The 15,249-nt window shown below is 33.0% G+C and carries 8 protein-coding genes; all 8 read left to right on the top strand.

The window, feature by feature from the left end; translation table 11 throughout:
• Entirely contained in the window at positions 1 to 1,368 is a 1,368-nt protein-coding gene (locus tag Q4Q40_RS05855; RefSeq protein WP_303300819.1) for a lactate utilization protein B, read from the top strand.
• Entirely contained in the window at positions 1,361 to 1,948 is a 588-nt protein-coding gene (locus Q4Q40_RS05850) for a LutC/YkgG family protein (RefSeq protein WP_303300817.1), read from the top strand. Before Q4Q40_RS05855 ends, Q4Q40_RS05850 begins: the two co-directional genes overlap by 8 nt.
• 485 nt (positions 1,949 to 2,433) lie before the next feature.
• Positions 2,434 to 6,618, top strand: a complete 4,185-nt coding sequence (locus Q4Q40_RS05845) for a hybrid sensor histidine kinase/response regulator transcription factor (protein ID WP_303300815.1) — start codon at positions 2,434 to 2,436, stop codon at positions 6,616 to 6,618.
• A gap of 733 nt (positions 6,619 to 7,351) precedes the next feature.
• Positions 7,352 to 8,563: a glycoside hydrolase family 88 protein gene (locus Q4Q40_RS05840; RefSeq protein WP_303300814.1), complete on the top strand. Its 1,212-nt coding sequence runs from the start codon at positions 7,352 to 7,354 to the stop codon at positions 8,561 to 8,563.
• A 551-nt stretch (positions 8,564 to 9,114) separates the two neighbouring features.
• Positions 9,115 to 10,884: an alpha-L-fucosidase gene (locus tag Q4Q40_RS05835; RefSeq protein ID WP_303300813.1), complete on the top strand. Its 1,770-nt coding sequence runs from the start codon at positions 9,115 to 9,117 to the stop codon at positions 10,882 to 10,884.
• A 15-nt stretch (positions 10,885 to 10,899) separates the two neighbouring features.
• Positions 10,900 to 11,985, top strand: a complete 1,086-nt coding sequence (locus Q4Q40_RS05830; RefSeq protein ID WP_303300812.1) for a glycoside hydrolase family protein — start codon at positions 10,900 to 10,902, stop codon at positions 11,983 to 11,985.
• 258 nt (positions 11,986 to 12,243) lie between these two features.
• A complete protein-coding gene (locus Q4Q40_RS05825; RefSeq protein ID WP_303300811.1) occupies positions 12,244 to 13,572 on the top strand; it encodes a sugar porter family MFS transporter in 1,329 nt (442 codons plus the stop codon).
• A 143-nt stretch (positions 13,573 to 13,715) separates the two neighbouring features.
• Entirely contained in the window at positions 13,716 to 15,242 is a 1,527-nt protein-coding gene (locus tag Q4Q40_RS05820; RefSeq protein ID WP_303300810.1) for a sulfatase family protein, read from the top strand.
• The last annotated feature ends 7 nt before the right edge of the window (positions 15,243 to 15,249 follow it).

Raw genomic sequence — 15,249 nt, 5'->3', positions numbered from 1 at the left:
ATGAGTCATTCGAAAGCGGCAAGCATTTTTAATAAAGACGAAAAGAAAGTTAATTGGCACGACAAAGCACTTTGGTTTGTGCGCCATAAACGAGATAAATCTACCCATACAGTAGCAGGGTGGGAGGAACTCCGTAATTTAGGTCATGGGATAAAAGCCCATACTTTGTCAAATTTAGATACTTATCTAATTCAATTTGAAGAAAATGCCTTGAAAAATGGCATTCAGGTACATTGGGCTGCAGATGGAGATGAGCATAATAGAATTGTACATAGCATACTTAAAGAGCATCATGCTAAAAAAGTGGTGAAAAGTAAATCTATGCTAACCGAAGAATGTCATTTAAATCCGTTTTTGGAGGCAGATGGTATTGAAGTTATTGATACCGATTTAGGAGAACGCATAGTACAGTTGGCAAAAGAGCCACCAAGTCATATTGTTCTGCCAGCTATTCATAAAACAAAAGAAGAAGTTGATGAATTATTTCAAGAACATTTAGGTACAAAACCATGCGATGGAGATCCTCAATATTTAACAGGTGAAGCTCGAAAACACTTAAGAGAAAAATTCATCCAGGCAGATGCTGCTATCACAGGTGTTAACTTCGCCATAGCAGATACTGGAGGCATTGTTGTTTGTACCAATGAAGGAAATGCAGATATGGGAGCGCATATAGCTCCAGTACACATTGCTTGTATGGGAGTTGAAAAATTAATACCTAAACAAGAACATTTAGGTGTTTTTTTAAGATTATTAGCCAGAAGTGCTACGGGGCAACACATTACGACCTACTCATCACATTTTAAAAAACCTAGAGAAGGTGCTAAAATGCATATCGTAATTGTCGATAATGGCAGAACAGAACAACTTAGCAGACCCGATTTTAGGGCTTCTTTACATTGCATTCGTTGTGGCGCTTGTATGAATACCTGTCCTATTTACAGACGTAGTGGCGGCCATAGTTACGATGCTACCATTCCAGGACCAATAGGCTCTATTTTATCACCAGGAAAAGATTTAAAAAAACATAGTAGTTTGCCATTCGCATCAACCCTATGCGGTTCATGCTCTGATGTGTGTCCTGTAAAAATTGATATACACGCCCAATTGTACAAATGGCGACAAATAATAACCAAAGAAACGCCACAACCTTTTGTTAAAAAGACGTCAATGAAAATGATGGGGAACATATTTTCTAAACCAATGCAATTTAATAAGGTTGGAGGCATAGCACGTTGGTCTTTAAGAAACTTGCCAAAAGGCGTGATAAATTCAAAGCCAAATGTTTGGGGAAAAGGAAGAGATTTACCAATAGGACCAAAAGAGAGTTTTGATACGTGGTATAAAAACAGAAAAAAGGATGAATAGTAGAGAAAATATCCTATCAAGAATAGCTGCAAATAAGCCAGATTTATTAGAATTACCAAAAGTAAATCCAGATGTGTTTATTGATGGTAAGAATATCATAGATGAATTTACTAAGAAAGTAGAAATTGCAGGAGGAAATCTATTTGAAGTTGTTTCAAATGAAGATTTAATTAGTCAAGTAATAACGATGTTTCCAGAGGCTAAAATTAATTTTTCAACACTTAAGGGAACAGAATCTTTTAATACATTAAGTGTTGACGCTAATAAAGCACCCCAGGATTTCGAAGATTTAGATATATTAATTTTAGAAAGCAACTTAGGAGTTGCCGAAAATGGCGCCGTTTGGTTGCCCGATAATAATATGCCAATGCGTGTTTTGCCCTTTATAGCAAAACACTTAGTGATTGCTTTAAAAAAAGAGGCTATTGTTACTTTTATGCATCAGGGGTATCAAAAATTGGCTTCAGAAGGAACAGATTTTGGAGTATTTATATCTGGACCTTCAAAAACAGCAGATATAGAACAATCTTTAGTGATTGGTGCTCATGGAGCACTTAGCTTGTCTGTATTTTTAATGTAATGTATTATTATATAGAAAAAGTTCTGATTTCATAATAGTTTTCTGTTAGAACAGTTATTAAGACTTCGATAACTTCAAAATTTATGCCTATTTAATGTGCTCCTTTAAATTGTTAAGGCGAGGATATGTACTAAAAAGGATATATATACAATGAAGTGGTTTTAACTTTTTTGATTACAGCGAAAAACAGCTGTTTTATGATCAATTAAAGCATTTTTTTGCGATTCATAATTGTGCTATGGAGCAATGAAAAAGCATTTTGTAATCAATTGAAAAAAGTTTAAATTACTTGACTATTTAAGAAACTGTTTAAGCTTTGTTTTTGGAATTAGTTTAGGTGGATTACGTTCTCAGTCAGGGCAAAATAAATGCGAATAGAGCATCGTTATTTAAAGACATTTTGCTGCAGAATGAGGGCTTAAGACGATAAACTAAACTAAAGGATAAAATTTAAACAGTTTTTAAGTCACATAAATATTCTAAAAATGAATTTTAAAATTTGTATAATTTTTGTTAGTTGTTTTTTGTCTAACCCCATTTTCGGACAATTAAATAACCTAAAATTTGAAAATTTAGATACTGTTGATGGTTTATCCAGTAGTACCTGTTTAGAAGTATTTCAAGACAAAGAAGGTTTTTTATGGTTTGGAACCATAGATGGGCTTAATAAATATAATGGCTATGAATTTGAAATTTATAGATCTGTTTTAAATGATCCTACCTCTATTAGTAACAATAGGATTAATGCTATTGAAGAAGATAACGAAGGATATCTTTGGATAGGTACTAATAATGGCTTGAATTTGTTTAATAAAAAAACAAATAGCTTTGTACGTATAAACCTCTACAAACAAATTTCTCTATCAACCAACCCTAGAACAATTATTAATGATTTGTTATACGATGCTATTAATAATACACTTTGGGTAGCTACCAATAATGGCGTTATTAAAATTATATTAGATGTATTTTATAAAGATGCCACAACATTAAAATTCTCATACTATAAATACAATCCATCAAATTTATATTCTATTGATAATAATAGTGTTAATATTATTTTAAAAGATAAAGAAAACACGATATGGGTGGGGACAAATGGAAATAATCTTAATAAGTATAATTTTAAAAATGACAATTTCGAACGCATTTACATAACAAACAAAAAACATTATGAACTAGACCATATTCCTAAAAAGATCTTAATAGATATCGATAATGATTTTTGGATAGGAAATGATCTTTCCAATTTAGTTTTATGGAATAAAAAAGAAGATCGTTTTAGTCATATTTCTTTAGTTGATTATAAAGTCCCAATAAGAGATTTTTATCAAGATAAAAATGGATTATTTTGGGTTTCTACAGATGGCTATGGAATATTTATTTTTGAAAAAGAAGAAAATAAAATACAACGACATATTGTTAATAATTTTTCTGATTCTTTCTCAATTCCTAACAATAAGCCTACAAAGGTTTTTGAAGGTGAAAATGGTATTTTTTGGATAGGAAGCTACGATAAAGGCGTAAGTAAATTAGATCCTTCAAAATATTCATTTGGTCATTATTATTATCAACCAGACAATCCAAATGGATTGAGCGAAAAAATAGTACAATCTGTTTTAGAAGATTCTAAAGAAAGAATTTGGGTAGGAACCTATAATGGTGGGTTAAACCTTTTTGATAAAAAAAATAATTCATTTCAACATTTTAGCCACAACCCTAAGAATCCCAATTCTTTAAGTTCAAATAAGATTTTATATACTTTTGAAACGCAAGATGGAAATATTTGGGTCTGTACATTAGATGGCGGTCTAAATAAATTTAATCCAGAGACAAAAAAAGTTGAAAGATTTTTTCATAAGGCTAATGATTTGACTTCAATAGGTCAAAATTCTGTTTGGGCTGGGGTTGAAGATTCAAAAAATAGATTATGGCTTGGGCTTAGAACAGAAGGTTTAAGTTTATACGATCAAAAAACAAAGCATTTTTATAATTACAAGAATCATTATGGAAAGGAAAATAGTTTAGCAAGTAACGATGTAATTTATACATTTATTGATTCTAAAGAGCGTTTATTTATTGGAACCTCATTGGGATTGAATGTTGTTTATTTGAATAAATTAGATTCGTTTATTCCAAAAGAAATTGATTTTATTGGCGTAAAAGGAAATGGTATTGAAGGAAATGGAATTAATTATGTAACCGAAGACCATTTAGGAAATATATGGGTAGGAGCAGATAGTGGAATATATAAATTAGATGAAAATGTAAATTTGGTAAGGTCGTACTCATCTCAAGATGGACTTCCAAACAATCTTGTTGTAGGGATCAAAGAAGACAATAATCATAATTTTTGGATAACTACTAAAAGTGGGCTCTCATTCCTAGACTCAAAAACAGATCAGTTTAAAAATTTCAATGCCCATGATGGTTTACAAGGAACAGAATATCAGAGAAAATCAATTGAAAAAACAAAAGATGGACAAATCATAATAGGAGGCATTAATGGTTTAAACATTTTTAATCCCAATGATATTTCTTTAAAAACGCCAGACGTTATCTATCCTAAACTAACAAGTTTTAAATTAAATAATAAAAAAATTGTTGTTGGAGACACCGTTAACAAAAGAGTGTTGTTACATAAAACAATAGATGAAACTCAAAATTTAACATTAAGGCACAATGAGAATTATATCTCGTTTGAGTTTTTGGCACTTTATTTTGAAAACCCAGAGCAAGTTCAATATGCTTATAAAATGTATGGATTAGATGAAGAATTTGTAAATGTTGGATCCAGGAGAGATGTTAACTATTCAAATTTATTGCCTGGAGACTATATGTTTGAAGTAAAAGCATCAACAGATGGACAATGGCAAGATGCACAAACAACAAAAATAGAACTTACAATCCTGTCACCTCCATGGAAAACTTGGTGGGCATATATATTGTACTTTGTATTAGGGGTATTACTCTTTTTTCTTATCATGCGATATTATACCCTAAAAGTAAAAGAAGTTCAAGAACATGAATTAGATCAAATGAAACTTCAATTTTTTGTAAATGTATCCCATGAATTTAGAACACCATTAACGCTAATATTAAATCCTGTAGATAAAATATTATCTAGCTTTAATAATGATCCAGAAGTTATAAAAGAATCAGCCAGATCAATTCAACGAAGTTCAAGACGTTTGTTGCACTTGGTAAACCAATTATTGGATTATAGAAAAATGGATGTGGGGATGGCTCCATTACAGTTAGAAAAAGGAGATGTTGTTAAGTTTTGTGAAGATATCTTTTCACTTTTTAAAGGGTTGGCAACAAAAAAAGAAATTAATTATAATTTTGTAACAAGTTCTGAAAAAATAATATCCTTATTTGATTTTGATAAAATTGAGAAAATAATAACAAATTTAATTTCAAACGCCGTTAAATTCACCAATAGCGGAGGTGAAATTACAGTATCAATTAATAAAATAGAGGTGAAAAAAAGAAAACCTGGGTTTTCTTTTTTTAAAAATGAAAGGTTAGGAAAATATGTAGAAATAATTGTAAAGGATTCAGGAATTGGTCTGAATGCAGAGCAATTAAAAAATGTTTTCTCTCGTTTTTATAATGTGGATATTACAAAAACTGGAACTGGAATTGGGCTTAATTTTACAAAAGCTTTAGTAGAATTACATGGTGGCGAAATTTTTGTAGAAAGCGAATATTTAAAGGGAAGTAAGTTTGTGGTAAGAATCCCTTTAGATATCAAAGCAGCAGCAGAAAAAGTTGAAAATGTTAAAAACGAGTTTTTAATTAACTCCATGAATTCTGTTGAATATGAAATGTCTATTGCAAACGACGAGCTTGCTCTTCAAACTAAAAAAGTAGAAGAAGATAGAGGAAAATTGCCTACCCTACTATTAGTGGAAGATAATAAAGAATTAAGGTTGCACCTTAAAAATGATTTAAGAAACAATTATATTGTTAAAGAAGCTGTAAATGGTGACGAAGGATTAAAAATGGCTAAAAAATACTATCCAGATATTATAATAAGTGATGTTATGATGCCAGTTATGGATGGATTTGAAATGTGTAGATTAGTAAAAACAGAATTTGAAACATGCCATATACCTATTATATTATTAACAGCAAAAACATTAGAAGTTGATCGTATAAAAGGTTATGATAGTGGAGCCGATGGTTATTTGCCAAAACCTTTTATTACTAGTGTTTTAAAGGCTAGAATAAAAAACTTACTTGAAACTAAAAATAGATTACGAAAAAGATTTTCAGAAATAGGAGGCGTATTTCCTTCAAGTGATGTAACAACTAACAATCTTGATGAGGTGTTTTTAGATAAGACCACTAAAATTATTATAAAAAATATTAGTGATATTGATTTCAAACAAGAAAATTTATTAAAAGAATTGGGGATAGGCAAATCACAATTATATAGAAAAATAAATTCCCTAACAGGCCATAACCCTAGTTACTTTATTCGAACTATTAGGTTAAGGTATGCATCAGATTTATTGCAACAAAACAGGCATTCTATCAAAGAAGTTACACATATGTCTGGATTTAATTCTACAGCATATTTTAGTAAAACATTTAAAGAATTATTTAATGTAACTCCAACGGAATTCATCGAACAAAATGTTCAGAGTACCGATTCTAAATAGGATGATGAAAATTAAGAAACAGTTTAAGTTTCGTTTTTAGAATTAGTTTAGAAGGATTACGTTCTCAGTCAAGGCAAAATAAAAGCGAATAGCATCGCTATTAAAAGGCATTTTGCTGCAGAATAAGGACCAATGCCATGTGAGTTAAGGATTTTTCCTCCTCAACTGTCTGCTGGTTGAGCCTTTCGACTACGCTCAAGACAGGCTACGAAACCTCTTTATTTGTTAGAATGATGAGTTCTCGACAAGCTATGCTTGCTGTTTTCACAACAAAATATATGTTGTTGTTCAGTAATGTTCGAACAGACATAAATCACCTTAGCTTAATGGCATTGGTACCGAGCCAGCAGGAACAAGAATCTAAATACAGAATTTTGTTTTTTGATTTTTTTTTAGGTGAAAACCTGTGGGCAATTTGATTGGGTATGAAACTAATAAAATATAATTCAGCCTCCTTCCTATATCAATAACAGATTTTCATTTAAAATAGAACCTATATGTTTAAAACGTAGCGTATAATTGGTGAAATGTAAGATACAATCGCTGCAAAAGAATGATATTTTATAGTTTTTGAATGATAATTTATGATCGCTATTTTTCATTCTTGTTAAATTGCCCGACAATTAATTTACTTTAAAATTTAGAGATTATATGTCGTTTCTTTTACTTTTTTCTTTGAATTTAAAACCAGATCGTAACGAAAAATTTAACAAAAATCTATTTAACAAATATTATGACAAGATTATTCTTTATTCTAACCATGTTCTTAATGGTTGCATGTGCTTCACCCAAAAAACAAAAACCAACATTTAGTCCCACAGAAATGCTGGATTTAAGTGTTCTAAAAACAAAAAAAACACTTAAAAGCTTGAAGATTACAGATAGTTTTCCAAGAAATATATCTAAAGATAAACAAGATTGGGGGCTAGTTGGGGTGAAAGATTGGTGTAGTGGCTTTTGGCCAGGTGTATTGTGGCATGCCTACGAGTACTCTGGTGATGCGAGCATAAAAAAGGGAGCCGAGGAGTTTACGCTTCCAATTAAACCCATTGCTTATAGTCCAGCTCAAAACCATGATATAGGTTTTATGGTGTATTGTAGCTATGGTAATGGCTATAGGCTAACAGGAAACCAAGAGTACAAGGATGTATTACTATCTGCAGCAGACACTTTGGCAACCCTTTATAATCCTGCGGTGGGCTCAATTCTTTCTTGGCCAGAGAAGACAGATGAGTACGCACATAATACGATTATTGACAATATGATGAATTTGGAACTACTCTTTTGGGCATCTAAAAATGGAGGCGATAAAAAACTGTATGATATTGCTGTGAGTCATGCAGAAGTAACTATGAAATACCTTGTTAGAGCAGATAACTCAGTATATCATTTGGGAGAGTTTAACGATATAACGGGCGAATTTATAAAAGGACATACGCACCAAGGCTATGCAGATGAATCTATGTGGGCAAGAGGGCAAACATGGGGATTGTATGGATTTGCAATAGCATATAGAGAAACAGGAAAAGAAGAATTTCTTAATACCTCAATAAAACTGGCAGATCACTTTTTAAATCGTTTACCAGAAGACGGTATCCCGTATTGGGATTTTGACGACCCAAAAATACCAAATGCACCAAAAGATGCGTCGGCGGCAACTGTTGCAGCATGCGGCATGTTAGAATTGTCAGGTTTAGTTAAAGACAAAGTATTGAAAGCTAAATATGAAGATGCAGCTAGAAATTTTATAAAGATACTATCTTCTGAAAACTATTTTAGTGGCGATACCAATCAAGCTCTGTTGTTACATTCTTTAGGTCACTATCCTAATAATACTGAAATTGACGTGCCTATAATATATGCCGATTACTATTATATGGAAGCCTTATCCAGATTAAGAAAATTGGAAACGGTAAATACAAGTGATTTAGCGATGAAAAAATAAATATTGTTGGAATTAAAATAAAGGTTAATCAAGTTTTGTGTGTTGAAATATTTGAAAACTAAAATAGCTGTTTTAATTTTATTTATAAAATAGCCAATCAAAATGAAAAAGCACTGTTGCTTTTTCCTGTTAAGCCCCATCAACCCCAACCCCAAGAAAAGGATGGGGCTATAATAGTCTCAAAATATTTGTATACCGAGAAATATCCTGCAATTAAACCATACTGTTTTCTCGAGCGATAAAACGCTTTGGTATAAAGCCATAATTACAGATTTAGTCCATTTTCCAACCAAATTAAATGAGGGCTTACACCTGGGATTCGTCGGTTTTGACAACGCCTTTATGTAGGAAACTAAAGATATACTTAAAGGTGAAAACAATGTGATAGTCGCATTTTAAAAACTTGATTGGGTATAATAGCTTGATTTCATTAGTATAGCGGGGAAATGGGTTATAGTTTATATGGAAAGATTCATGATTTATATCCAATAATACCTGTAATTTTTATCATTGTATCTATATATTTTTAGAATAGAAAATAAAATTTAAGTATGAATAGAATTGGTGTATGGGTTTTATTATTCGTTATGATATTTGGTTCAGCATATGGACAAAGAAGCGAAAAAATGAAACCACTAGAAGCTAAAAAAAGTCAAAAACAAATTACCGACGAGGAACGTATGGCATGGTGGCAAGACGCCCGATTTGGTATGTTTATTCATTGGGGAATTTATACAGTGCCTGCTGGTTTTTATAAAGGCAAAGCACAAACTAACAGTGCAGAATGGATTATGAACAAAGGGAAAATCCCGATTGCTGAATATGAAATGTTTGCTTCTCAGTTTAACCCAACAAAATTTAATGCTGAAGCGTTTGTGACCTTGGCTAAACAAGCTGGAATGAAGTATATGATTATTACAGCTAAACACCATGATGGTTTTTCTATGTTCGATTCTAAAGCAACCGATTATAATATTGTAGATGCCACACCTTTTAAACGCGATATATTAAAAGAATTAGCCAAAGCATGCCAGGAACAAGGTCTTAAATTTGGTTTTTATTACTCGCAAGCACAAGATTGGCACCATCCAGGTGGTTTGGGAAATAACTGGGATGATAGTTTAAAGCGTGTAAGCAGCGATGCGTATGTGTATGAAAAAGCACTTCCCGAAGTAAAACAATTACTAACAGAATACGGATCTATATCCAATTTTTGGTGGGATACACCACGTGAAATGACAAAATCTGTAGTAGATAGTCTGCATCACATTACAACAGCGCTCCAACCAGGAATAATTACAAACGATCGTTTAGGGGATGATTATCCTGGAGACCATAAAACCTTTGAAAGAAATGGACCAAAATACCAACCCGAAGCAAAATACTGGGAACTGTGTCAACCCATTAGTGGAAGTTGGGGCTACCGTAGCGATGATACTAAATTTAAATCTATTTCAACCTTAATTCGTAATTTAATAGACCAAAGCAGTAAAGGCGGAAATTATTTGCTAAATGTAAGCCCTACAAACGAAGGGACATTAAAACAAGAGGCAATAGAACGCATGAAAGCTATAGGAGCCTGGATGGATAAAAACAGTGAAGCCATTTATGGTACCCAGGCAAGTCCAACCAATACAGAACCAAAATGGGGACGAATTACCATGAAAACAGTTGATAAGAAAGTATTGTTATATCTTCATGTTTATAATTGGGAAGATGGCGCATCACTTCCAATTCGATTAAAAAATAAAGTAAAAGCGTGTTATTTACTTACCGATAAAAATAGAACGTTTAAAACAGAAACTTTCGATCAAGGTATTCAAGTGAAATTAACAGGAAAAGCGCCCGATAGTACTGCTTCTGTAATTGTTTTAAAGTTGAAAGGAATGCCAAATGCTTTACCACGAAAAGCTTTAGGACAAGATGAAACTGGCATAGTAAATTTATCTGCATACAGAGCACAATACGAAAATTTGCAAGGCCCTGGAGCCTTATATAAAGAAAAATGGGATTGTATAAGTAACTGGAATAGTGAAACAGCTAGAGTTTATTGGACATTCAATATTGATAAACCTGGCAATTTTCAGTTACTTTCTGAATATTCTGGTAAAGATGCTACCGAAATTGCAGTGTCATTTAATGGAGAAACTAAAACGATAAAAATCCCTGCTAGTGGAAACCCTAAAAGGTTTAAAAAAATGGAATTAGGTAATTTTATCATTACTAAAGCAGGTAAATATGAAGTTTCTTTAATGCCTGTGGCGGGTAAATGGAAGCCTATAAATTTAAAAGAAATGAATGTGCAACCAATCAAAAACTAAATAGTTTTTAAAATAATGAAATACTTCATTCTTTTTTTTATTGGATTTGTTACGTGCAGTGCACAGAATTCTATTTTTGACGATTTAAAAGAAGCACCAGTAAACGGTGGTTTACAAATGGAAGATTATTGGGTTTGGGGAAGCTCAGTTATTAAAGGCGAAGCAGGTAAATATCACATGTATGCATCGCGTTGGCCTAAATTTTTGCCATTCCATCCAGGTTGGATGATTGCTTCAGAAATTGTTCATGCAGTATCAAGCACACCAGAAGGTCCTTATGAATTTAAGGATTTAGCTTTAGGTGATAGAGGCACTCAATTCTGGGATGGGAAATCCTGCCATAATCCTAAAATTGTAAAATATAAAGAAACGTATATCCTCTATTATATGGGGACAACACATCCTTTTGAAGATGTTACTCAAGAAAATGTGAGTGCATTCGATTTGTCTAGCAAATGGTGTATTGCAGCCAGATGGAAAAAACGTATCGGGATTGCTACATCAAAAAGTCTTAACGGTCCATGGAAACGATTGGATGCACCTATTTTAGATGTAAAACCAAATTCATATTATAGTTTTTTAACCTCTAACCCGTCTCCTTTAGTTAAAGAAGATGGGACCGTGGTGTTGCTTTTTAAAGGTAGAAGCTATAAGGAAGATGGTGTAACGCATAGCGATATGAGTATTGGTGTTGCTACAGCACCATCGTACGATGGGAAATATACAGTAATAGGCGATGATCCATTATTTTCGATGGAACGCTTTGGTGAAATTGAAGACCCGCATTTATGGAGCGATAATGATGGGTATCACATGATAGCAAAAGACCAAAGAGGACTAATTACGGGAGGAAAGGGCGACGGACTTGTAGCACATTCTAAAAATGGAATCGATTGGGTTATTGATGAAAACCCAAAAGCTTACACAAAACTCGTAAAATGGGATCATGGGAAAACAATCAAACAAGGACAATTAGAACGCCCTTTTGTTTTTGTTGAAAAAGGAAAACCAACGCACATTTTTTTCGCAACCATGGACGGTCCTGGAGGTTTTAGCAACGGTTCAAAAACATGGAATATGGTTATTCCTTTAAAAAATTAATCTAAAAATTCTCCGACCCTTGGGTCGGGGTTTCCAATGGAGAGGTCAGAACTGCCTTTTTTTGCAGTTCTGGGTGAGGCAAAATAACAAAATTCGATTTTTGTCTCTATAAAGGCAAAATGAAACTGGCGAAATACCCCTATGGCTTGCCTCGGGGATAGTCAGTTTCAAGAATTTTTTATTCGAAAGAATTGGTTTCAAGAAATTCTGTATTATAACTAACTATATATTTTAATATAAACAAGAACATAAAGTAGCATGAACAAAAAAATAATAATATGGTCTATTACTGCAGCACTTGCAGGTTTCTTATTCGGGTTTGATGTGGTAGTCATTTCTGGAGCAGATAAAAAACTACAAACTTTATGGGAATCATCAGATTCATTTCATGGCTGGGTTGTTATGGGAATGGCACTTTGGGGTACCGTAATTGGTGCTATTTTTGGAGGCATACCAACCAATAAATATGGACGTAAAAACACATTAATAGTTATTGGTGTATTATTTGCAGTATCAGCTATAGGTTCTGCTTTCTCAAACGATGCTTATGTATTTGCCTTTGCTCGTTTTATTGGAGGTATTGGAGTAGGTGCCTCAACCATTGCAGCACCTGCTTATATTTCTGAGATTGCCCCTGCCAAAAATAGAGGACGCTTAGTTGCGTTGTATCAATTTAATATTGTTTTTGGTATTTTAATCGCCTATTTATCCAATTTCCTATTAAGCGATATAGGTGAAAATGCCTGGAGATGGATGCTAGGTGTTGAAGCAATTCCTGCGGTATTATACGTTTTATTTGCTTTAAAACTCCCTAAAAGCCCAAGATGGTTATTGTCGCAATCTAGAGAACAAGAAGCGAGAGAAGTATTGAAGTTAATAGATGCAAATGCTAATGTTGAAGAACAAATAGCAGAGTTTGAAAGCCATTCACACAAAAATGATAAATCTGAAACCATTTTTATAAAAAAGTATAGATTTCCGTTAATCTTGGCTTTTTTAATTGCCTATTTCAATCAATTATCTGGTATTAATGCTTTTTTATATTATGCCCCACGTATTTTCGAAGAAGCAGGATTAAAAGAAAGTACAGCTTTGTTAAGTAGTGTAGGTATTGGTATTACAAACCTTGTGTTTACACTATTGGGTGTGTTTTTGATAGATAAACTAGGAAGAAAAACACTTATGTATATAGGGTCTGTAGGTTATATCATATCGTTGAGTTTAGTATCTGCAGCCTTTTTCTTTGGATGGACTGGAATGGCTGTTCCTATTTTCTTATTCTTATTTATTGCAGCTCATGCCATCGGGCAAGGCGCTGTAATATGGGTTTTTATATCCGAAATTTTCCCCAATCATTTAAGAGCCTCAGGACAATCTTTTGGAAGTTCAATCCACTGGATTTTAGCTGCTATTATTCCGTCGTTTATCCCTTACTTATTTAGTCATCCAATGATTGGAGCAGGCGTTGTATTCTTGCTTTTTGCAGGAATGATGGTGCTTCAATTGTTATTTGTTGCATTTATGATGCCTGAAACTAAAGGAAAAACATTAGAAGAGTTGGAAGATATAATGATAAAGAAGAAATAAAAATCTAATAACTACAAGTGGTTAGGTAGTTAAAAGGATGAAAAAAAACATTAGTTCTAATCAGTGTTTTTTTACTAAATCCTGCCATCGTACACTTCAAAAATCGATACACTTATGGTGTGAAGAAAATAATTAAATAAATTATGAGAATTTTTAAGAATTATAAAGTAGTACTAATTGTTTTAGTATTAACATTATGTACGCCAACTAAAATGTTGAGTTTACAACAACCTAAAAAAGTTACCAATTTAAAACTTAAAGAACAGAAAGGTAAAAAGAAACGTAACGTTATTTTTATTTTAACTGACGATCACCGTTACGATTTTATGGGCTTTACAGGTAAAGTACCTTGGTTAAAAACACCAAGTTTAGACCGTTTGGCGAACGAAGGTGCCCATATGAAAAACGCCTTTGTTACCACATCCTTATGCTCACCAAGTAGAGCAAGCATTCTAACAGGGCAATATTCGCACGTGCATACTATTGTAGATAATGTAGCTCCAAATCCAGGAGACTTAACATTTTTTCCAGAATATTTACAAAAAGCAGGATACCAAACCGCCTTTTTTGGAAAATGGCATATGGGCGATCATAATGATAGTCCCCGCCCAGGTTTTACCCATTGGGAAAGCTTTGCAGGACAAGGAGATTACTATGCCCCGAATTTGAATATAAATGGTAAAAACATTCAGTACGATAAAGATACCTATGTAACCGATTTATTAACAGATCATGCAGTAGATTGGTTGGATCATAGAAATAAAGAGAAGCCTTTCTTCATGTATTTATCGCATAAAGCTGTACATGCTATGTTTTTTCCAGCTAAGCGCCATGAAGGTATGTATGCAGGTAAAAAAATAGATAAACCAGATAGTTATACACAAACTATAGGGTCGGAGTATAAAAAACTAAACTGGCCAGATTGGGTAAAACGCCAACGAGATAGCTGGCATGGTGTCGATTATATGTATCACGGTACGGCCGATGGTACTTTCGATGATTTAGTACAGCGTTATTGTGAAACTTTAATGGGGGTAGATGATAGTGTTGGTACGATACTTGATTGGTTAAAAGCAAACGGATTGGATGAGTCAACCATGGTGATTTACATGGGTGATAACGGATTTAGTTGGGGAGAACATGGACTTATTGATAAGCGTCACTTTTACGAAGAATCTGTAAAAGTCCCTATGTTAGTAAGTTGTCCTGAAATTTTTGAAGGTGGAAAAACCGTAGAACGCATGGTGCAAAATGTAGACATTGCTCCAACCATTTTAGATTGTGCTGGTTTAGAGAAACCTGATTATATGCCAGGAAAATCGTTTATACAATTATTGCAAGGCGATGAAACCAAATGGAGAGAAAAAATATTTTATGAGTATTATTTTGAATACGATTTCCCAATGACGCCGACTGTTTTTGGTGTAAGAACCGATAAATATAAATACATAAGGTATAATGGTATTTGGGATACCAATGAATTATATGATATTGAAAATGATCCGAATGAATTATTTAATTTAATTGATAAACCTGAGTTTCAACCTATGATTAAAGAGTTTGCTAATAGTTTATACGATTGGTTAGAAGATACAGATGGGATGCAAATTCCTTTAAAACGAAATGTTTTTCATCGTATTGGTGATTACGAACATCCAAATCAATATTAAAGTATCA

This window comes from Flavivirga jejuensis, assembly GCF_030540765.1.
GTDB lineage: Bacteria > Bacteroidota > Bacteroidia > Flavobacteriales > Flavobacteriaceae > Flavivirga > Flavivirga jejuensis.
Note: the sequence above shows the minus strand (reverse complement) of the source record. Positions and strands in the feature narration are given on the sequence as shown.